This window comes from Carnimonas nigrificans ATCC BAA-78 (assembly GCF_000526695.1).
GTDB lineage: Bacteria > Pseudomonadota > Gammaproteobacteria > Pseudomonadales > Halomonadaceae > Carnimonas > Carnimonas nigrificans.
On record NZ_JAGO01000013.1, the window covers coordinates 15,286 to 35,549 of the forward strand.

Genomic DNA, 20,264 nt, shown 5'->3' on the forward strand with positions numbered 1-20,264 from the left:
ATGGTGACGTTCTCTGGTGTGTGCGTGAGTTGCCATCGTCCCTCGAGCCTATGCTTTACCCTCGGGAGGCTTGCTAGCCAGGGCTGTGTGCATGTCCATGCGTCGGAACGCCTGAGGCCCTGACTGTGGCTTCCCACCTGAACCAGTAGGTTCAGGGCCAGGACAACAACGGCACTCCGGAGAACCCTATGCTTTTCCCCCGTTTGTCGAAGCCGACCAAACGCACCCGCCATCAAACACGCTCAGCTACATCGCTGTTTACGGTGACACGCTTCCACGCTCCTACTGGCAAAGACATGCCCTGCCAGCCGCTTGCCGCCAGCAGCAATCGCTCTGCCCTGCGCCGCCAGCTACGCCTGCGCCGTCGCTCGCTCGCCCCTTCCGATCAACGCTACGCCGCCCAGCGCCTTGCGCAACGGCTACTCTCCAGCACCGCCTTATTGAACGTTCGCCACCTTGCGCTCTATCTTCCGCACAATGGCGAAATTGATCCGTCACCGCTCATTACCGCACTCCATCAGCGTGGCATCGCGCTATATCTGCCGGTATTACGCCCGTTCACTGCGCATCAACTGTGGTTTGTGCGACTGACGCCAGCCACACGGTTAACCGCCAATCGCTTCGGTATTTTAGAGCCTGTTACCCGTGATGCAGCCCGCTCCAGCCGGCGCCTTCCTTCATGGGCGCTCAGCACGCTGCTGGTGCCGCTGGTCGGGTTTGACCGGTATGGCGGGCGGCTTGGCATGGGGGGAGGCTTCTACGACCGCACGCTGGCCTTCACTCGCAATGCTAAAGGCCCGCGCCCTACGCTTTACGGGGTCGCTCATGACGAGCAAGAGGTGGTACGCATTCCAATGAATGAATGGGATATTCCTTTGGATGCGGTTATTACCCCCCGCCACTGGTGGCAGGCGTAACGCTAGTATTCATTGGGTAAATTCATGGCGGGCGTTTGACGACTATCGAACAGGCCGGATTTGCAGATTGTCACACTGCTCACGCTGACAATGGAAGAGCGACATTGCCGCTGCGGGCAACCATCAAAGCGCCTGCCAGAAGGGAGTCAGGAATCAGAAACTGCTCAGCATGGCCTGCGCATAGCCCGTGGCAACCATACCGACACCAAATACTACAAAAAGGATGACCATCAGGTCGGGCTTACGTCTTCTCATTATCGTTCACTTGATTAACTATCCCTCGCGCCCGCAACCATGGCGCTCATGCCCCTGCGGCGATAAAGTAGACCACAGTCGCCGCATTTTACCAGCAGTAAAATCGCCAAACATGTTACGCCGTTTAATGCCTCATCGCGACGCGCATGGCAATCGCTTTGACGCCACGGCAAAATAACGTCCCCACTCTACCAAGCGACCGATCACCATGACTTCAGCTTCTGCCCCCGAACGACTTACCTTGCGCCGCCCTGACGACTGGCATCTTCACTTGCGCGACGGTGCAATGCTGCAAGCGGTATTGCCCAGCACAACCGCTCACTTTGGCCGCGCAATCATCATGCCTAACCTGGTGCCCCCCATTACCAGCGTGAATGCAGCCATCGCTTATCGCGAGCGGATTATCGCGGCCATTCCCGAAGGGGACGACTTCACGCCGCTGATGACCTGCTATCTCACCGATACGCTGAGTCCTGAAGAGCTGGAGCGTGGCCATCGCGAAGGAGTATTTACGGCAGCGAAGCTTTACCCCGCCAATGCCACCACCAACTCAAGCCACGGCGTCAGCGATATTGCCAATATTCACCCGCTGCTCGACACCATGCAGCGGATTGACATGCCGCTGCTGATTCACGGTGAAGTCACCTCTCCCGATATTGATATCTTTGATCGCGAGGCGCGCTTTATCGAGACGGTGCTTGAGCCGCTGCGGCGCAACTTCCCGGAGCTGCGCATCGTGATGGAGCACATTACCACTCGCGACGCCGCTTCCTATGTGCAGGCGGGCAACGACTATATTGCTGCCACCATTACGCCCCAGCATCTGCGCCATAATCGCAATGACATGCTGGTGGGCGGCATCAAGCCTCACCTTTACTGCCTGCCCATTCTCAAGCGCAATGTTCACCAGCAGGCACTGCGTGCGCTGGTTGCCAGTGGCTGTGAACGTGTATTTCTGGGCACCGATTCAGCACCGCACCCTCGCCATGCAAAAGAGAGCACATGCGGCTGTGCAGGCGTTTTCAATGCCCCCGCTGCACTGGGCGTTTATGCGGAAGTCTTCGAGGAAGAGCAGGCGCTACAGCATCTGGAAGCCTTCTGCTCGCTGAATGGGCCGAACTTTTACAAGCTGCCGGTTAACCAGGGCACCATCGAGCTGGTGCGTCACGAAACCCACTATCCGGATACCATAAGCGAAGGGGATACCGTTCTGCATCCGTTTATCGGGGGAGCCAGCACTCGCTGGGGTGTCCAGAAGTAAGCGAGCACAGTTTCCTTCCCTGAAAACAGCAAAGGCGAGCATTAAATGCCCGCCTTTGTTCATTACGCCGTTCCTCACACAACAGCACTATCACTGCCTGCTAACGTTCTTACGCCGGTTCACTCCAGTTCGCCCGGGTCTCTGGTAGAGAGCACCGGCACGGGAGAAGCACGCACTACCCGTTCGGCGGTAGAACCCAGCAGGACACGCCGCAAGCCCCTGCGTCCATGAGTTCCCATGACGATCAGGTCAGCCTTGATGCGCAGGGCTTCCTCGATAATCGCCTCGTCAGGGAGCGATGCCTGAATGACGCGGGTCTCTATCCTTCCGGCCTGAATGTCGCTCGATGAGCGCAAATGGGTATCGGTAAATTCATTCAGACGGCGTACCGCATCATCCACGATTTCGCCATTGATGGTATCGGCATCCACCGAGTGGGCAAACAGCGTGCTTTCGACGCCTGAACTTTGCGAGAGCGGCAGCGCCACGTTTACTACGTGAACGCTGGCTCCCGACAGCGACGATAGAGTGAGCGTCATGGCCGCAGCCTTGACAGAGCCTTCCGAGAAGTCAGTTGCCAGCAGAATCGTATTCAGTTGCGCCATGAGCAAGCCCTCCATGGATAAAGGTGGCAGCGTTAAAAGCCACGCACATTGCATGACCTAGCCTACTATAGCGCCGAAACCTCCCCAGTGCGTGCTTCAAGCCCCGCGCAGGGCTAGTCAATAGGTCTAAGCCAAGGGCGCAAAAAAAGCGGTGTTTCACGTGAAACATCGCTTTTCCTGAAAGCTCGGACCGCTACCGGCTTTGATGCAGCGCAGCGTCATCCGTTATTGGCAATGGGCTACCGCCTACGCGAACGATGTTCCACCGCGCTATTGCAAAAACAGGCTATTCGCCGGGTTATCGCTCTCGTTCCAGTAGCTGTAGCCAATTTTATCGAGGTGGGATTCCAGCCCTTCCAACTCCTGCTGCGGCACCTGCATGCCCACCAGCACTCGTCCATAGGCCGCACCGTGGTTACGGTAGTGGAACAGCGAGATATTCCAGCTTTCCGGCAGATGATCGAGGAAGTTGAGCAGTGCGCCGGGGCGTTCCGGAAATTCGAACCGATAGAGTGCTTCCTGCATACCGGAGGGCGCATCACCGGGGACTCTCCCGCCACCAAGATGGCGCACATGCAGCTTGGCCAGCTCGTTATCGGAGAGATCTTCAACGGGATAGCCCGCTTCTTGTAGCGCACTAATCACCGCGTTGCGGTCACTACCCCCAGGGACGACCTGCACACCGAGGAAAATACGCGCGCGTTCAGGGCTAGCGTAGCGATAATTGAATTCAGTCACCATGCGCTCACCGATGGTCTGGCAGAAGCGTTTGAAGCTGCCCGGCTGCTCAGGAATGGTGACCGCCAGAATCGCTTCACGCTGTTCGCCCAGCTGAGTACGCTCGGCAATATGCTGAAGGCGATCAAAGTTGGTATTGGCGCCTGAATTCACACAGGCCAGTGTTTTCCCTTCAAGCGCGTGACGCTGCGCATATTTCTTCAGCCCCGCCAGAGATACGGCCCCTGATGCTTCAGCAAGGCCGCGCGTGTCTTCGAAGATATCCTTGACCGCCGCGCAGATTTCATCGGTCGTTACCGTGACAACGTCATCCACCAGCGATTTCGCCAGCCGGAATGGCTCCTCGCCAATCCGTGCCACCGCCACACCTTCGGCAAAAAGCCCCACCGATGGCAGCGAAACCGGCTCCCCTGCTTCGAGGGCCGCCTTGAAACACGCCGCATCCTCAGGCTCCACCGCAATCACTTTGGTATCAGGACGCAGGTATTTGATATAGGCCGCCATGCCTGCCAGCAGGCCGCCCCCGCCCACCTGGATAAAGACCGCATCAATGGGTTCCTGATGCTGGCGCAGCAGCTCCATGGCGACCGTTCCCTGGCCGGCAATCACGTCAGGGTCATCAAAGGGCGCGATATAGCTATACCCATGCTCCGCCTGAAGCTGGGTAGCGCGTTCGAGTGCCGCGTTGAACGCATCGCCATGCAGCACTACTTCCGCACCTCGTGCACGCACCGCTGCCACCTTGATATCCGGCGTAATGCGCGGCATCACGATAATCGCATTGATGCCCATTTGCTGCGCTGCCAGCGCAATGCCTTGCGCATGGTTGCCCGCCGACGCGGTAATCACGCCTTTGCTTTTTTGCTCGTCAGTGAGCTGCGCCATACGGTTATAAGCGCCGCGAATCTTGAACGAGAAGACCGGCTGAAGATCTTCACGCTTGATCAGTACCGTGTTGTTCAAACGCTTGGACAGAAAGGGAGCTGCGGAGAGGGGCGTCTCAATAGCGGCACCGTAAACGCGCGCGTTAAGGATCTTTTTGACATAGCTCGCTACGTCGCTGGTGGTATCGCTACTGAGCTTCGAACTGTCTGACATAAATGTGTTCCGAGGCAAAAAAGGCTCGGTCGCCGACTTCCCGGTGAGATGAAGAGATAAGGCTTTACGCCAGCCAGAGAAAACATCTTCAGCAGGGAGAAGCCGCTGCGCCAAACCATCAATATGAGTTGTGCGTCATGGGAAAGAGAAGAAACCGCGCCTTGCGTCGCGGCAGCGAAGGGCAAGCACAGTATCTCTTTGCGCGACATCATCTTCGATCATAGGCGCTTGTCACGCGTTTTTATACCCTCGCGCCCGGTAGATGCCCCCGTATTCGATGTTAATCGCTGGCAATTGCCGCTCGGCGAGATGTGGAATCACGATGCATCATTCCAGCAAATTTCGCTTCACATCCACGAGCGTTTTATACTGGGAATCCTGGGGACTGGCCTGAGCATCGCCTCATGGAACGGCAAGAGGCATGGCGCATCGCCTCAAGGCATCTCGCGGCATACCTGCGTAATGCCCAGACAGGCACCATTCAGACAACGCCTGGCCAGCGCGATGAGTGATCTTCATGCATCAACACATCAATATCGAACGTTACGTGTGCCGCGTGAGGCGGCATTCTGGAGCTTGTGATGTCAGCGCGGAACAAAGCCGCTCAGCGGCAAGACCAACTGAAACAGGCGGTGGCCGAAGCCGCCATTGAAGAAATTGCACCGCACCTCGATGCCGATACCATTATCGGGGTGGGAACAGGCTCCACCTCTACGCTGTTTATAAAAGCGCTTGGCGCCCTGAAGGATCGCTTCGCCGGAGCAGTTGCCAGCTCTGATGCCAGCGCAGCACTGCTGAGATCAGAAGGAATAGAAGTGGTTGATCTCAACAGCGCCGGTACGCTGCCCTTCTATATTGACGGTGCTGACGAGATTACTTCCGACCTGGCAATGATCAAGGGTGGCGGCGCAGCGTTAACACGCGAGAAAATTGTCGCCGCCAGCGCAACGACCTTCATCTGTATTGCCGACGAAAGCAAGCAGGTAGATATCCTCGGCCAGTTCCCTCTACCCATCGAAGTGATCCCCATGGCCCGCTCCTATGTCGCAAGGGAGCTGGTCAAACTGGGAGCGAATCCGGTCTACCGCGAAGGTGTCACCACCGACAATGGCAATCAGATTCTCGATTTGTACAACTTCATGATTGAAGACCCGCGCGCCACAGAAGATGCCATCAACGGCATTGCCGGTGTGGTGTGCAACGGCCTCTTCGCCCATCGCGGCGCCGATATACTGCTGCTGGGCTGCGGCGACGGTGTTGCCCGCAGCGAACGCCGCACTAGATAGACGCCCCATTCACAGGAGAAATTATGCGCCGCTTACTCAGCTATCCGTTTATCGCCGTGCTGCTGTGCTACGCGAACAGCGCGCTGGCCAAACGTGAAGCTACCCCCGAAGCCATTGCCTACTGGCGCGCCAATGGCCCCTACTGGGTATTTGCTGCCGGCATTGTCAGTGTGCTGATCGTGCTGTTTATCGCCTGGACATTGGCGATAAGAGCCAAGCGGCGTTAGCAGCGTACCGGTGGGAGCTTCCCTTTCTGACGCCCTTTGCAAGTACTCACTAGCAGCGCAGTACCTATAATTTCAAGGAAGGGAAGGAAGAGAGGAGCGGGCAGCGCGATGGCCCGCTTTTTTGTCAGTGCATGATATTCACTACTGCCGAAAACCGTAATGAAGAAGCGCGCTGGGAATCGTTTGGCGCGCGCACCCCGCTACTCTTCATCCAGTGGGGCAAACAGCTCTCTGAGCGTCGCGGTATCAAATGACCAGTCGAGGCCACTTTCGCCTTCCAGCAGCGTATTGCTCAACGCAGCCTTGCGGCGCTGGATCACGCGAATACGCTCTTCGACCGTACCGCGGGCAATCAGGCGGTAAACGAATACGGTCTTGTCCTGACCGATGCGGTGCGCACGGTCGATGGCCTGGTTCTCTACGGCAGGGTTCCACCATGGGTCGAACAGAATAACCGTATCGGCAGCGGTCAGATTAAGCCCCGTACCGCCCACCTTCAGACTGATCAGCATCAGTTGGGCTTCATGGGCTTGAAAGGCACGCACCGGTTCACGCCGATCCTGGGATTCACCGGTCAGCACCAGATATTCCCAGGCGCGCTCGTTGAATGCGTCCTGCAACAGCGTGAGTACGCTCGTGAACTGCGAGAAGATCAGCACTCTGCGCCCCGCCGCCAGCATTGGGCCGAGCATGTCGATCAACGCCCCCAGCTTGGCTGAATCCCCTTCCTGCCAGTCCGCATCAGGCCGAGTTTCATCACCGCTGACGCCACCGACCAGACGCGCGTCGCAGCAGATCTGACGCAGCCGCAGCAGCGCTTCAAGCACCAGCATACGGCTGGCATTCATGCCCTCTCTGTTAAGCCGCTCCTCAATGGAAGCCAGCATATGGCTGCGCATCTCTTCATAGCGTTCGCGCTGCTGCCCTTCCAGCTCGACCCTGACCACCATCTCGTTTTTACTGGGCAGATCGGCGGCCACCTCTTCCTTGGTGCGACGCAGCAGATAGGGTTCCAGACGTGCCAGCAGCAGCTCCAGCCGCGTGCGATCCCCACGCGCTTCGATAGGCTGACGGAAGCGCCGATTGAACTCCTCCTGCTTACCCAACAGCCCCGGCATCAGGCATTCGAACTGCGACCATAGCTCGCCCAGATGATTTTCGACCGGCGTACCGCTGAGGCAGAGGCGCATGCCAGCGCGCAACCGACGCGCCGCCGTTGCCGTGCGGCTGGTGGGATTTTTAAGCGCCTGAGCTTCATCGTAGATTGCGGTATGAAACACACGATCAACCAGCACCTCAACATCGCGCACCAGCACCGGATACGAGGTCAGCACTACAGCGTATTGGTCGATGCGCTGATAATGCTGATGGCGAGCATTGCCGTGCAGGGTCAGTACGGAAAGTCCGGGGGCGAAGCGGGTGAACTCATCCTGCCAGTTGGCTAACAGACTGGTCGGCACCACCACCAGCGAGGGCGCTGTCGCCGAAGGCTGTTCCCCCAGCAGAAAGGCGATCACCTGGACGGTTTTACCCAGCCCCATATCGTCAGCCAGCAACCCGCCTGCGCCCACGCGCTGCAACCGTTTCAGCCAGCCCAGCCCCTCGCGCTGATAGCCTCTTAGGGTGGCATTCAGTTGCGCTGGCACCACGGTTTCAGCTGCTTCATTCTGCTCACGCTGGAACTGTTTCAACCACGCGACTACACGCTGATCAGGCCATTCAATTTCGTCATCTACCAGCGGCAACAAGCGCTGCAACTCAAGCCGCGACCAGCGCAGCGGCTCCCCTTCGATAAAGGCAGCAGGGTCAAGGCGCAGCTCAGTGAACACATCCAGCAATCGGCGCAGACGCGGATACGGCAGCGCCAGGCGCATGGTGGGACGATCAAGTTCGGCAGGAAGCTCAAGCACCAGCGCTTTATTATCGTCACGGGCACTTAACGCCTCGATACTGAAGCGCTGAGGATTGCGCGAGATGGCCCGCGCCAGCGCGGCACGTAGATCAATATCGAAGGCGTTCCCTTCCATATCCCGGGCGTGCACGCCAAAACTGATATCGGTAGGAAACTGCTCAGGGTCGAAATGCAGATACCAGCCTTCAATGGACGCAATATTGAAAGCAAAATCGGGCTGCATCACGATATGCCAACCGGCATCACGCAAGGCGGCAAGCCCGCGTCGTGCAAACGTCAGCCAGCCATTTTCAAGGCCCATCTCGAAGGCTTCACCACAGGCTTCACTCAGCGCCTCGCTACGGCGCTTGGCAATGCGGAAACCCCACTCGCCCAGCTTCGCACGCGCCTGCTGTTCAGCACCACGGTCGCGGCTTACCTGCCAGGTTTGTCCATCATGCTTTACCGATATGGCTCGCGGCGTCTCCCCTGACACCACCACACCGCCATAGCTGAAGGCGAGTGCTGCGCGATGCCGTTGGCGTACCACCATGCGGCCGCTGCGGGGCTGATACACCCGCTCACGACGACTGCCAAGGGTCAGTTGCGGCACCATCGCGAAGGCGCTGTTGGAAGATTGTGCCAACGGAGGCGGCACAACCCCGCCCAGTTCAAGCATCTCCGCACGCAGCGCTTCCGCCTCATCAATACCGAACAGCGCACCGTGCTGCGCCTTGTGCATCATGGTGTCACTCAGGCCCGTGGTCAGCGCCCCGATTTGCCCGTGATAGAGATCGAGATAGTGCGGTGGGAAGGTGCTCAATACGCGCTGAAAGTGCTCGGCGGGATCGGCCGCTAACCATTGCAGCTGATAGAAGTCACCCGGGCCGCTGGCAGGCCGCCAGTCGAGCTTCACACCGCGTGGTGCCCCTTGGGTCAAGGCGAGACCATCCACGTTGTGCAGCGAGAAGCGCTCAGTATTCAAAAGAAGAGTGAGAATGGCTTCAGCGCCCGCCTCATCAAGCCGCAACACCTCGGGATCATGCTGCTGCGCTGCCAACGTGGAGAGCTGATGGTCCTGCTCCGTGAGCTGGATACCAGTGAGTGCTGCCAGTCCGCTGAGGGCTATACGCTCAACCCCTTCAATGGTGCTGTCACGCCGCTTGAACACCAAATAGCATTCAACCAACGCTAGATCGTCGTGGCTATAGGGCGCCAATACATATTCAAGCGCGCCTGTACCTGTATAACCTGACCCCATCTCAACATCCCGGCCAATCACGAAAACCCATCATGCTAGGGCGTTTTTGGCAGTGGGCACAAGCAAAACAGCGATCGTGGGCGTACAAAAAACCGTTGCAAAGAACTGCAACGGTCAGGGATGAATGGCTTATTGATGAAGCACTCGCACCACACTCTGTGCGCGTGAGCCTGTTACTGCTCGTGCTGCTGACGGGAAGAAAACTGCTGCTGCTGTGCACTGTAGGCTTCAGCAGAGAGCGGATGCACCATGGTTAGCAAGTGCTCACGTATGCGCTCGGCGGCACCACGGTTGCGCTCCACCACATCGAAAGCAGCAGCGCCCCGCGCCTTGCGTTGCTCGGGTGAGGCCAGCCAGCCATTCACCGTCGCGCCCAGTTCGTCACCATTTTCGACCTTCTGCAGAGCAGCATGAGCGCTCATTTCTTCAGCCACCTCGGTGATATTGGCGAGATGCGGGCCGCTGATTACCGGCAGCCCCAGCGCGGCAGGTTCCAGCAGATTGTGGCCGCCCACAGGCACCAGACTACCGCCAACGAAGGCGATATCCGCACTGGCGTATAACGTCATCAGCTCGCCCATGGTGTCACCGACATACACGCTGACCGATGGGTCGATGCGCTCGTTAAGGCTGCGTCGGGCGATGCTCAAAATGCCGAAACGCGATTCGCAGAGCAGCGCGACCTCATCAAACCGCTGCGGATGGCGCGGCACTAAAATCAACAGGGCGTTGGGATGTTGCGTCAGCACTGCCTGATGCGCTTCCAGCACGCTCTCTTCTTCCCCTTCACGCACTGAAGCTGCTACCCACACCGGACGCGCGCCGATCTGTTCGCGCAGAGCCTTCCCGGCAGTTACCGCTTCGGGCGGCACTACCACATCATATTTAAGCGGCCCGGTGACGGTAATGCTTTTGGCTCCCATGCCCAGCGCACGGAAACGCTTGCCATCCTCGCCGCTTTTCACCGCCACCCAGTTGATCCTTTCCAGCACGTCGCGCACCAGAATCTGGAAGCGCGCATAGCGGCGGAAGGAGCGTTCACTGATGCGCGCATTCACCATCACGATGGGCACCTGATGATCGGCAGCGGCATGAATCAGGTTAGGCCATAGCTCGGTTTCGATAATCACCAGCAGGGAAGGGTCCAGACTGCGCACCATCCGGCGCGTGGCATGAGGGAAATCGAGCGCAACGAAGTGATGACTTACTTCGTCGCCAAACAGCGCCATTACCCGTTCGCCCCCAGTGGCCGTCATCGTGGTTACGATAACCTGATAGTCAGGATTATCGTTGATAAGATTACGGATGACCGGCGCGGCGGTCATCACCTCCCCCACTGATGCAGCGTGCACCCAGACCACCGGCTTGTCGTTCGTCTTCTCTATCCAGCCCAGACGCTCGGCGCGCGAATGGCGCGGAAGCTGCTCACGCCAGACAAGCTTCCATACCAAGGGCGATAAGAAATAGAGCAGCGTGCTGTAGAGATGTCTGCCCACAATCAGGTCCGCGATTTGATCTTATTGATGAGGCCCGTGGTGGAAACACCATCTTCAAAGCTCAGCACCCTGACTTCACCACCGTTGGCAAGTACCGCTTCATGACCTGCAATCTCTTCCACACGGTAATCGCCGCCTTTCACCAGCACATCGGGCAGCACCGTTTCGATCAAGCGCTGCGGCGTATCTTCACTGAACGCCACAACCCAATCCACAGCGGCCAGCCCCGACAGTACGCGCATCCGCTGCTCAAGGGAGTTCATCGGCCGCGTCGGCCCCTTCAAGCGCTGCACCGAAGCGTCATCATTGACCGCCACGACCAGACGATCGCCCAGTTGACGCGCTTCTTCGAGATAGCCTACGTGCCCAGAGTGGAGAATATCGAAGACGCCATTGGTCATGACCACCCGCTCGCCGCGCGCCTGCGCCGAACGCACCAGCCCCGCCAACGCAGCCCCGCCGGTATCAGCGGGTTCAATACTGAAGCCATGTTCGTGCAGCGCGCCATACAGCTCGGCCATCGTCAAGGTCGCGGTACCGGGTTTGGCGACCACCAATCCTGCCGAGAAGTTGGCCAGCCACAGCGCCTGCTCCAGCGACTTGCCCGCCGCCAGTGCCAACCCCAGCACGCCGATGACCGTATCCCCCGCGCCGGTAACGTCATACACCTCGCGGGCATGAGTAGGCAGATGCAGCGGCGCGGCACCTTCACGAATCAATACCATGCCGCGCTCCGACAAAGTAATCAGCAGCGCTTCAAGGCCCAATGACTCACGCAGCTCTTCACCCTTGGCAAACAGCTCGGCGTCATTCGCGGAAGGCCCGACCACTGCCTCGAACTCGCTAAGGTTCGGAGTGATCAGACTTGCCCCTTGATAGCGCGAGAAGTCGGTGCCCTTGGGATCGACCAGCACACGCTTGCCCGCCTTGCGGCCAGCCTGAATCAACGCCTGCACATCCGATAGCGTACCCTTGCCATAGTCTGACAGGATCATCAGATCGCACTCGCCCAGGGTTTGCTCAACCTGTTGCAGCAGCGGTGCCTTATCTACGTGAATCAGCGGCACTTCGAAGTCGAGGCGCAGCAGCTGCTGGTTGCGGCTCATCACCCTCAGCTTGGTGATCGTCGGTACATCGCTATTCACATGAAAGTGCGGAGCGACACTGTTTTTTTCCAGCGCGCTGGCAAGCAGCTCGGCATTTTCGTCATCGCCAACCAGCCCAATCAGCCCTGCATACGCCCCCAGAGAAGCGATATTAAGCGCTACGTTGGCTGCGCCACCGGGGCGATCCTCGACTTCATCCACTCGCACTACCGGCACGGGCGCCTCGGGCGAAATCCGCGAAGCTGGCCCATGCCAATAGCGATCAAGCATGACATCGCCGACTACCAATACGCGCGCCGCATCCAGCGCATCTATGTCGAGTTTCACTCACTGTCTCCCGCGACTTGCGTTTGAGTATCCTGGTAAAGCTGATCGAGCTGCGTGCATACGTCAGCGCTGGTAATCAGCGACATCGCATCGGGGTGGCGCACACGCGCTCCCCAGGTAATCTGGTCCGGCGCTTTTTGCATGTAGGCACGCACGGCGTCAGGGTAGCGATTGACCACGTAATGCTGCCATAAATAAGGGGCCGCACGCTCCGGATTGGTGGTGGCATAGAGTCCTACCACTGGAGTTCCTAGCGCGTTGGCCATATGCACGGGGCCTGAATCCGGCGCGATGACTATGCGCGCTTTCGAGATAACGGCCAGCACCCCTTTCAATGATGTCTTGCCGAGCAAACTGACCGGCTGCCCTTCGCCAAGATGACGGCTCAGCTCGCTGATGCGTGCCACCATCTGCTGCTCCACCTCACTGTTTCCACCGGTCAGAAAGGTAGTAAGTCCATACTTACGCCATGCGTGCTCAATTACTGCCGCGTAACCTTCAGCCGACCAGTTACGATAATTACGCAGCCGTGGATTGGCACATGGGCTAATCACCAGCGCCGGACGACTGCCAATAAGGGCATCAGCCTCCTGATATGCCGATGCAGGAATGGGCAGATCCCAGCGTAGCTGCGCCAGTTCTTCTCTGGTATCCAGCCCCAGCGCGCCCGCAAAATCCATGAAAGACTCAAGCACATGAGCGTGAGCGTGCGGTGCAATACGGCGGTTGGTAAACCAAGTTTGGTGATCCTTGGCGCGCGCCTTGTCATAGCCGAGACGCATGTTCGCGCGAATGCCCAGCGATAGCACGCTGGCCCTGAGCGATTGCTGCATATGCAGCAGGATATCGAAGCGCTGGCCTTTCAACTGTCGCCATAAGGCGCGCATTCCCGCCAGCCCGGTACTCTTGTCATAGGCCAGCAGCTCAATGCCATCAATGCCGCTGAGCAGGCTGTATTCCGCCTTGCCCACAATCCAGGTGATATGCGCCTCGGGCCAGCGCGCGGCCAGCGCACGCACCGTCGGAACCAGGTTGCAGACATCGCCCAACGCTGAGAGTCTAAGTACGCAGATGCGTTTCGGCGCTGCCGACAGCAGTGAGTTGTTACTCAAAAACGTGTCCCCATATATCGAAAGCGACGCCGCGCCCGTATTCTCTACAGGCACCAGCGTTATAGCCATGCGCCAAACGTTACGCTTCGCCCTAAATACGTGCACTATAGACGTGTGCCAATAAAGTACTGCCTACCGCCCCTGGAACAGCATGTCGATTACTTATCTACAACACGCGAATACCTACATTCTATATGAAGCCGACCAATTTTGCGGAGTCGGTCAGGGGGAGCAGGCTGTGCAGCAACTTGAGCCGCTATTCACCCCCTCTTATTGGCAGCACCAGCAGACAATCGTGGCAAAAGCACCAGGGCGTGGCGAGAGCCTTTTTGTAACACCGGAAAGCATGGCAAGTGATACCGAGGCTCAGTGGGTACTGCGCCCCTATCGGCGCGGCGGCGCCATCGCACGGATAAACCGCCAGCGCTACTGGTGGCATGGCGTCAACACCACGCGCGCTTTCAGGGAGTTTCGCCTGACCGCGACGTTGAAAGAACGTGGGCTGGCCGTACCACAACCGGTCGGCGCCTGCGTTTGGCGCACGGGTGTGACCTATCAGGCGGCCTTTCTCAGCGCCAGAATCGAAGGCGCCACGCCGTTGGCCGCCCTGCTTGATCGTATCGACAACGCGACTCTTGAGCAGACTGGGCGGCTGATTCGCGACGCTCACGACCTGGGGCTTGATCATGTCGATCTGAACGCCCGCAACCTGCTAATCGACAAGCGCGGCAAGCCCTGGATCATTGATCTGGACCGCTGCCGTTTGCGCACGCGTGGCCGCTGGCAGGAAGCCAACCTTCAGCGGCTCGGGCGCTCTCTGGAAAAGTTCGCGCCACAGCGCAGCACCGCACTGCTGGAAGCGATCCAGCGGGGCTATCAGGAAACCGGTATCCCACGGTAGTAGTTAATCAGCGTGTCCAGGTGGCGCTCCAGAGAAAACTGCTGTTCTACCCGTGCACGCCCCGCCTTGCCTAATTCGTCACGCAGGCGAGCATCGTTTTCCAGCCGAACAATGGCCTCACACCACTCTGAAGGCTGCTGCGGATCAGCCAGAATACCGGCGCCGTTGCCGAGAATCTCAGGCAGTGCGCCTGAGTCAGAGCCGATCACTGGCCGCGACATCGCCATGGCTTCAATGGCCGTCAGGCCAAAGGCTTCATTGGGCGACGGCACACAGACGATATCCAGCGCCCCTAGCACATCCGCCAGATCACTGCGAAATCCTACAAACTGCACACGCGACTCAAGCCCTGCCGCCACCACCTTGTGGCGCAGTTCGCTGACAAACTCCTCGCTGCTGCCGCATGAACTATCAAGCCCGCCAATAATCAGGCCGCGCACGCGGCTGGACGCAGGCAACTGTGCTAAAGCGTCGAGAAAGACATCATGCCCTTTACCTGGCGTGATACGTGCAGCCAGCCCGACCGCAATATCATTCTGCTCAATGCCCAGCGAACGGCGCACCTGCTGCTGAGCCATCCCAGAGTGGGCACCAAATTCAGCCACATCCACACCATGGTAGAGCCGCGCAATGCGCTCGGGAGCCACCGGCAGCGCCTTTTTATTGCGCGCCAGTGTCGCTTCACTGATCGAGATGACCTGATCGACCTTGCCAAACGCCCAGCGGTGGTACAGATCGCGCTTGGGCCTGCTAACGCCCATGTGCTCGGTGAAGACAATGCGCAGTGATGGCATACCCGACTTAAGCAGTGCAGCGAGGCGCAAATCGCTGGATTTATGGCAGTGCAGCACCGAAATCTTGCGCGCACGAATCCAGCGCCGCAGGCGACATACGCGACACAGGGCGCGAGTAACAGAGCTGTACTCCAGCACTTCGACACCCTGTTTACGCATTTCTTCCCCCAGACGCGCCCCTTCCAGCGTCACGCAGTGCACTCGCCAGCCACGATTGGATAGTGCGGGAGCAAGGCGAGAAGGGTACATTTCCAGCCCCCCCCAGCCTCGCGACATACACATTTCGAGTACGCCCTCACTCATACCGACAGTCCCTTCCCTTTATCATCATGTGGCGTGCATCGGGCGAGTTACCCCATCGCACGCCACACCCGTTATTCTTTGCTCAACCACACATGGCAGATATGAAAGCAGCTCTCCTCCGAGATACTCCCCCACGAACGAAAGCCCACTGCCCCGCCAAAAGCCGCACAGAGTACATTGGTTAATCTGCGATTACACTACCCGTTAAAGGTATCAATATTGATGTGAATGTTGTTCACGGCAAGCCATGTCGCCAGCGTCCTCAAAACCACTTCAAAAACAGTGAGATATATTCATCACGACAAGCTGAAATGTGCTCGGCAGCACTGGTTTTGCGCGTGAGAGCGAGAGTCACCGCGCAGCATTCTTCCCACCGGACACACGTCGCACGGATGAAAAATCCGCTTTTTTCAGGTAGTCTAAGGGCCGCTCGACCACCCACCTCGCCATCCGGAACCCCTCCACGTCATGAGTTTTTCGCACCGTATTCTCGTTGTTCGCAATGACAAACTGGGCGACTTCATGCTCGCGTGGCCTGCGCTCAAGGCATTACGACATGCCTCACCGGATAACCACATCGCGGTTCTGGTTCCTGACTACACAGCGCCAATGGCACGCCTTTGCCCTTGGATTGATGAAGTCATCATAGATCCAGGCGCAGGCAGCGGCAGCCAGCTCACCACCTTAATGCGCAATGGTCATTTTGATGCGCTGCTAACGCTATTTTCCACGCCGCGTGTTGGCTGGGCTGGCATGCGTGCCCGTATTCCGCTGCGCATGGCTCCTGCCACCAAATGGGCGCAGCTGTTTTATGGCACTCGCATTCCTCAGCGTCGCTCGCGTTCATTGAAGCCGGAGTACATCTACAATCTTGAGCTGGCAGAAGCGCTGGCGGAGCGTCTGAACCAGTATCCGCGCCGCGTATCTCCCCCGTATTGGCCACTCAGCGATGAAGAGAGAACTGCCCAGCGCCAGCAGCTTGCACAAGAGCTGAGCCTCGATAGCCAACGACAATGGTGGGTGCTGCATCCCGGTAGCGGAGGCTCCGCAGTCAACCTGACGCCACAGCGCTATATCGAACTGGCAGAGAAAGTGGCCCGCCAAACCGACAAGGCGATCAGCTTTATCGTGAGCTGGGGGCCGGGGGAAGAAGAGCGAGCGACTGCCGTGGTAGAAGCGCTGACGACCCACGGCGTCGATGCCCGCCTGATGCCTGCGCGTGCCGGCCTTGCCGAATTCGCCCTGACGCTGGCGGCAGCCAATGGCATGATTGCCGGCTCGACTGGCCCGCTTCATATCGCAGGCTGTCTGAATATCGCCACCCTCGGCTTTTACCCTGCCAAGCGCTCCGCCACATCATTACGCTGGCAAACCTGCAACAGCAGTGACAAACGCCTCGCTTTCAGCCCGCCCCCCAGTGAAAATGCAGGCCAGGCCACCAATATGGAGCTTGTCGATATTGATGCAGCTGCCTCTGCGCTTGCAGAGCTAATCAATAAAGGCTGATGTTTCACGTGAAACATCATGAGAACAGGCGCTACGCCTGCGGCGGTTGAGGAACAGCCTGACCGCCCTCGGCCTCCTCCAACTCAGCGGCAAGCACCGCGATCAGCTCCTCGGCCTCCATATACCGAATACGAGCCACGCCCGTACCAGCCCACAGCGACAGATAGTCGGCATCGCCCTGACGGGCTGCTGCGGCGCGCAGTGGGCCGGTCAAGGCATTCTGAATCGGATAGGCTGGCACGCTGGCTTCATTTTTTTCAAGAATGCGCATCGCACGATTAGGCAAGCCACGCGCGTAACGTCCGCTGAATACACGCGTCAGGCGCGTTTCCCCACTGGCTTCCAGCAGCGCATTCTTCCAGGCATCACAGATGCCGCTCTCGGGAGTAGCCAGAAACGCCGTGCCTAGCTGCACCGCCTGCGCGCCCACCGCCAGCAGTGCAGCGATGCCGTAGCCATCTATCACCCCGCCCGTCGCAATAATCGGTAGCGAGGTGACATCAAGACACGCCTCGACCAGCTCCGCAGTATCGAACAGGGCCTCCTCATATGGCCCCATAAAGGTACCGCGGTGTCCTCCTGCCTGCGCTCCCTGAGCCACAATCGCATCGGCACCCAGCGCTTGCCAGGCTACTGCTTCCTGCGGATGGGTCACATTACCGACCACCAGAATGCCAGCGTCATGCAACCGCTCACACTGATGAGCTTCAAGTATTCCGAAAGTAAAGCTTGCCACCGCGGGGCGCACATCAAGCACTGCTTCCAACTGCGCTTCGAACGGCTGGCACCATTGATGTGGTAACTCAGGCGAGATGCCCAGCTCCTCATGAAGAGGTGCCAAACGCTGCCACGCTTGCTCAACTTCCGCCGGATCAGGTACAGGAGTGGGCTGCACAAAAAGGTTGATAGCGAAGGGCCGGTCGGTGAGCGCCCGAATCTCACTCACCCGCGCCACGATTGTCTGCGGCGTCAGCGCAGAAGCCGCAAACGAGCCAAGTGCCCCTGCGTTGGATACCGCCGCCACCAGCTCTGGCGTAGTGGCACCGCCCGCCATCGGCGCCTGTACGATAGGCAGCTCCAGCCCCAGCGCCCTGATAAAAGAACTCGTCGTCGACATACCCCACCTCCCTCAACCGAGAATATGGCCTCATAGAAGCACAAAACATCTTCGTCTGCATGGGAGGAAGCGTTGGTACTTCGGCTAACCCAGCCTGATATTCGCAGACTCACAGACCATGAAACTGGATGCGTTTACCAAGGTCATCCGGCACGACAAAGGTATCCCTGTTGCCCTGCCTGAACCTGCGCAGCAGATTCAGAGCGGCCAGCCCCTTCAGATCAGTTCGGGCCGTTGGTCGGGTGACCCGGTATTCATTGGAAATGTCACAAAGCATTGTGAGGCGGCTCGGTGACTCTTCGGTGGGAAACGGCTAATTTTTCAAACATTAGCCGTTTTGCTCATGGGAGTAATTTTTTACTTTAACTATCAGATAGATACAAACACTTCACCATTAGCCATGTTTGAGATCTTACTGGCAAAATGGTCAATCGCTTGTATTCGAGCGCTTATCCGCCACTATCTCCGCATAGGCCCGCGAATCCGCTTCATGCCCCTCTTCCGGCGACTCCTTGAGCGCGGCGCTCAGCCACTGCTGCATGGAATCAAGCGCGAGCATGTGCTTGATATAACTCTGACAGGGGGCAGATAGCGGCAAGCCATAACCGACACAGCGGAAGACCACCGGAGCGAAGAAGGCATCGACCGCCGAGAATTTACTTCCCGCCAGGAAAGGACCGCCAAAACGTTCCAATCCTTCGCACCAAAGCTGGTCAAGACGCGCCAGATCCCTGGCAAGATCCTCAGGCAAAGAGGAGAAGCGCAGCTCCAGCGCGCAGTTCATCGGGCAACGATTACGCAGCGCGGAGAACCCCGCGTGCATTTCGGCGGCTGCACAACGGGCCCATGCACGCGCCTGATGAGATTGCGGCCAGATGCCTTCGTGCTGCTCGGCAAGGTATTCGATAATCGCTAGAGATTCCCAGATGGTCAGCTCGCCATCCTGCAACACCGGCACCTTAGCCGTAGGAGAAAAACGAATGAAATCAGGGTTCCCGCCTGCATGGGTAAAGGCCACCTGCTTCTCTTCAAACTCAATCCCGGCTTCTACCAGCGCCATCCATGGCCGCAGCGACCAGGAAGAGTAGTTTTTATTGGCAATCCACAAGGTTAGTGACATGGGCCGCGTCTCTCTCCAGCATTATTCATCAGGAATCACTCGGATCATGGCACGGTTCGCTCATCCTCTCCAATACCATTAAGATAGGCGCTTTATTGATTCAGCGAGTATCCCTCATGCCTTCGATTACCGGCGTCGTTATAGCATTCAACGAACAAGAGCATATTCAGCAGTGCGTCGAATCGCTCAGCCAGGTATGCGATGAAGTTATTGTCGTCGATTCGCATAGTCAGGATGATACGCCTGCATTGGCGCGACAGGCTGGCGCGCTGGTACTGGATAACGATTGGCTAGGGGATGGGCCGCAGCGCAGCTATGGCGCCAAGCGGGCCAGGAATGACTGGATTCTGTCGCTGGACGCTGATGAACGGCTGGAAGATGACACGGTCGCCTTTATCAAGGCACAGTCGCTGGATGACCCCAGCGTGGCCTATAGCTTTCGCCGCCGCAATCTGGTCGGCAAACGTTGGATAAAGGCCGCAGGTTTCTACCCCGACCTCGTCACACGGCTTTATAACCGCACTCACTCTGATTTCAATGACAAGAAAACCCACGCCAATCTCATTGCTGCTCGCACGATCAACAGCAATACGCACCTGCGCCACTTCACCTATCAAGGGCTGAATGACTGGATCACTCGCATCAACACCCTCTCCAGCGAAGATGCGCTCTCCATGCACGCCCGCGGCAAAACCGCCTCACGCTTCTCCCCCGGCTTCCACGCGCTGAATAGTCTGGTGCGCAAACTGGTATTCAAAGGCGGTTTCTTCCAGGGGTTGGATGGCATGAATGTCGCCGTGACCACTGCTTTTCATGCCTATATGAAGTATTTGAAGCTGTATGAGATGGGCGTGAAGGAAAAAGGCGAGCAGTCACAGTGGGAAGGTAGAAGGTAGCCCTTCCGGGGGCTGGCCTTCCTTGGGAATTCTGGAGCCTGTGCGAA

17 protein-coding genes and 1 other RNA gene are annotated in these 20,264 nt (G+C 58.2%); 8 read left to right on the forward strand and 10 right to left on the reverse strand.

The window, feature by feature from the left end; translation table 11 throughout:
• The first annotated feature begins 7 nt into the window (after positions 1 to 7).
• From ssrS to pyrC, 3 genes are all read left to right on the forward strand, one after another.
• Positions 8 to 187: non-coding RNA, 6S RNA (gene ssrS, locus L881_RS13585), on the forward strand.
• Position 188: 1 nt separating this feature from the next.
• Positions 189 to 917 (forward strand): 5-formyltetrahydrofolate cyclo-ligase, encoded by a 729-nt coding sequence (locus L881_RS0107635; RefSeq protein WP_342664100.1) that lies wholly within the window; start codon positions 189 to 191, stop codon positions 915 to 917.
• A gap of 463 nt (positions 918 to 1,380) precedes the next feature.
• Positions 1,381 to 2,433 carry a dihydroorotase gene (gene pyrC, locus L881_RS0107645; protein ID WP_025733107.1) on the forward strand — a complete coding sequence of 351 codons (1,053 nt, stop codon included), beginning with the start codon at positions 1,381 to 1,383 and terminating at the stop codon, positions 2,431 to 2,433.
• 119 nt (positions 2,434 to 2,552) lie between these two features.
• On the opposite strand, the gene L881_RS0107650 is transcribed toward pyrC, so the two are convergent.
• Entirely contained in the window at positions 2,553 to 3,038 is a 486-nt protein-coding gene (locus L881_RS0107650; protein ID WP_025733108.1) for a universal stress protein, read from the reverse strand.
• Positions 3,039 to 3,308: 270 nt separating this feature from the next.
• The gene (ilvA, locus tag L881_RS0107655; RefSeq protein ID WP_025733109.1) at positions 3,309 to 4,874 is read right to left on the reverse strand and encodes a threonine ammonia-lyase, biosynthetic; all 1,566 of its coding nucleotides are present in this window, start codon (positions 4,872 to 4,874) and stop codon (positions 3,309 to 3,311) included.
• Between the two features lie 581 nt (positions 4,875 to 5,455).
• Between ilvA and rpiA the strand changes: the two genes are divergently transcribed.
• Both rpiA and L881_RS0107665 read left to right on the forward strand, forming a co-directional pair.
• Positions 5,456 to 6,160, forward strand: a complete 705-nt coding sequence (rpiA, locus tag L881_RS0107660; RefSeq protein ID WP_025733110.1) for a ribose-5-phosphate isomerase RpiA — start codon at positions 5,456 to 5,458, stop codon at positions 6,158 to 6,160.
• A gap of 23 nt (positions 6,161 to 6,183) precedes the next feature.
• Positions 6,184 to 6,387, forward strand: coding sequence for a hypothetical protein (locus L881_RS0107665; RefSeq protein WP_025733111.1), 204 nt, complete (start codon positions 6,184 to 6,186; stop codon positions 6,385 to 6,387).
• 200 nt (positions 6,388 to 6,587) lie between these two features.
• Here the strand turns inward: L881_RS0107665 and L881_RS13050 are convergent, their stop codons facing one another.
• The 4 genes from L881_RS13050 to L881_RS0107685 form a co-directional block, all read right to left on the reverse strand.
• Positions 6,588 to 9,539, reverse strand: a complete 2,952-nt coding sequence (locus tag L881_RS13050; RefSeq protein WP_025733112.1) for a DEAD/DEAH box helicase — start codon at positions 9,537 to 9,539, stop codon at positions 6,588 to 6,590.
• Positions 9,540 to 9,712: 173 nt separating this feature from the next.
• Positions 9,713 to 11,035 (reverse strand): lipid IV(A) 3-deoxy-D-manno-octulosonic acid transferase, encoded by a 1,323-nt coding sequence (gene waaA / locus L881_RS0107675; RefSeq protein WP_025733113.1) that lies wholly within the window; start codon positions 11,033 to 11,035, stop codon positions 9,713 to 9,715.
• 2 nt (positions 11,036 to 11,037) lie between these two features.
• A complete protein-coding gene (gene hldE, locus L881_RS0107680) occupies positions 11,038 to 12,468 on the reverse strand; it encodes a bifunctional D-glycero-beta-D-manno-heptose-7-phosphate kinase/D-glycero-beta-D-manno-heptose 1-phosphate adenylyltransferase HldE (protein ID WP_025733114.1) in 1,431 nt (476 codons plus the stop codon).
• Positions 12,465 to 13,580: a glycosyltransferase family 9 protein gene (locus tag L881_RS0107685; protein WP_245587950.1), complete on the reverse strand. Its 1,116-nt coding sequence runs from the start codon at positions 13,578 to 13,580 to the stop codon at positions 12,465 to 12,467. Before L881_RS0107685 ends, hldE begins: the two co-directional genes overlap by 4 nt.
• Before the next feature lie 151 nt (positions 13,581 to 13,731).
• On the opposite strand from L881_RS0107685, the gene L881_RS0107690 reads away from it, so the two are divergent.
• Positions 13,732 to 14,481: a 3-deoxy-D-manno-octulosonic acid kinase gene (locus L881_RS0107690; RefSeq protein ID WP_025733116.1), complete on the forward strand. Its 750-nt coding sequence runs from the start codon at positions 13,732 to 13,734 to the stop codon at positions 14,479 to 14,481.
• On the opposite strand, the gene L881_RS0107695 is transcribed toward L881_RS0107690, so the two are convergent.
• The gene (locus tag L881_RS0107695) at positions 14,457 to 15,578 is read right to left on the reverse strand and encodes a glycosyltransferase family 4 protein (RefSeq protein ID WP_025733117.1); all 1,122 of its coding nucleotides are present in this window, start codon (positions 15,576 to 15,578) and stop codon (positions 14,457 to 14,459) included. The two genes, L881_RS0107690 and L881_RS0107695, sit on opposite strands and share 25 nt — an antisense overlap.
• Positions 15,579 to 16,046: 468 nt before the next feature.
• Here L881_RS0107695 and L881_RS0107700 point away from each other — a divergent pair, with 468 nt between their 5' ends.
• On the forward strand, positions 16,047 to 17,084 hold the full coding sequence (locus L881_RS0107700) for a glycosyltransferase family 9 protein (RefSeq protein WP_025733118.1): 1,038 nt from the start codon (positions 16,047 to 16,049) through the stop codon (positions 17,082 to 17,084).
• A 31-nt stretch (positions 17,085 to 17,115) separates the two neighbouring features.
• On the opposite strand, the gene L881_RS0107705 is transcribed toward L881_RS0107700, so the two are convergent.
• From L881_RS0107705 to L881_RS0107710, 3 genes are all read right to left on the reverse strand, one after another.
• A complete protein-coding gene (locus L881_RS0107705) occupies positions 17,116 to 18,201 on the reverse strand; it encodes an NAD(P)H-dependent flavin oxidoreductase (RefSeq protein WP_025733119.1) in 1,086 nt (361 codons plus the stop codon).
• 109 nt (positions 18,202 to 18,310) lie between these two features.
• Positions 18,311 to 18,478, reverse strand: coding sequence for a hypothetical protein (locus L881_RS13770; RefSeq protein WP_156926525.1), 168 nt, complete (start codon positions 18,476 to 18,478; stop codon positions 18,311 to 18,313).
• A gap of 150 nt (positions 18,479 to 18,628) precedes the next feature.
• Positions 18,629 to 19,321, reverse strand: coding sequence for a glutathione S-transferase family protein (locus L881_RS0107710; RefSeq protein WP_025733120.1), 693 nt, complete (start codon positions 19,319 to 19,321; stop codon positions 18,629 to 18,631).
• Positions 19,322 to 19,437: 116 nt separating this feature from the next.
• Here L881_RS0107710 and L881_RS0107715 point away from each other — a divergent pair, with 116 nt between their 5' ends.
• Positions 19,438 to 20,217 carry a glycosyltransferase family 2 protein gene (locus tag L881_RS0107715; protein WP_025733121.1) on the forward strand — a complete coding sequence of 260 codons (780 nt, stop codon included), beginning with the start codon at positions 19,438 to 19,440 and terminating at the stop codon, positions 20,215 to 20,217.
• The last annotated feature ends 47 nt before the right edge of the window (positions 20,218 to 20,264 follow it).

Bases quoted from the DNA above. Each gene is read 5' to 3' on its own strand.
- L881_RS0107635 (WP_342664100.1), top strand. From the start codon at position 189: ATGCTTTTCCCCCGTTTGTCGAAGCCGACCAAACGCACCCGCCATCAA.
- pyrC (WP_025733107.1), top strand. From the start codon at position 1,381: ATGACTTCAGCTTCTGCCCCCGAACGACTTACCTTGCGCCGCCCTGAC.
- L881_RS0107650 (WP_025733108.1), bottom strand. From the start codon at position 3,038: ATGGCGCAACTGAATACGATTCTGCTGGCAACTGACTTCTCGGAAGGC.
- ilvA (WP_025733109.1), bottom strand. From the start codon at position 4,874: ATGTCAGACAGTTCGAAGCTCAGTAGCGATACCACCAGCGACGTAGCG.
- rpiA (WP_025733110.1), top strand. From the start codon at position 5,456: ATGTCAGCGCGGAACAAAGCCGCTCAGCGGCAAGACCAACTGAAACAG.
- L881_RS0107665 (WP_025733111.1), top strand. From the start codon at position 6,184: ATGCGCCGCTTACTCAGCTATCCGTTTATCGCCGTGCTGCTGTGCTAC.
- L881_RS13050 (WP_025733112.1), bottom strand. From the start codon at position 9,539: ATGGGGTCAGGTTATACAGGTACAGGCGCGCTTGAATATGTATTGGCG.
- L881_RS0107690 (WP_025733116.1), top strand. From the start codon at position 13,732: ATGTCGATTACTTATCTACAACACGCGAATACCTACATTCTATATGAA.
- L881_RS0107695 (WP_025733117.1), bottom strand. From the start codon at position 15,578: ATGAGTGAGGGCGTACTCGAAATGTGTATGTCGCGAGGCTGGGGGGGG.
- L881_RS0107700 (WP_025733118.1), top strand. From the start codon at position 16,047: ATGAGTTTTTCGCACCGTATTCTCGTTGTTCGCAATGACAAACTGGGC.
- L881_RS0107705 (WP_025733119.1), bottom strand. From the start codon at position 18,201: ATGTCGACGACGAGTTCTTTTATCAGGGCGCTGGGGCTGGAGCTGCCT.
- L881_RS13770 (WP_156926525.1), bottom strand. From the start codon at position 18,478: ATGCTTTGTGACATTTCCAATGAATACCGGGTCACCCGACCAACGGCC.
- L881_RS0107710 (WP_025733120.1), bottom strand. From the start codon at position 19,321: ATGTCACTAACCTTGTGGATTGCCAATAAAAACTACTCTTCCTGGTCG.
- L881_RS0107715 (WP_025733121.1), top strand. From the start codon at position 19,438: ATGCCTTCGATTACCGGCGTCGTTATAGCATTCAACGAACAAGAGCAT.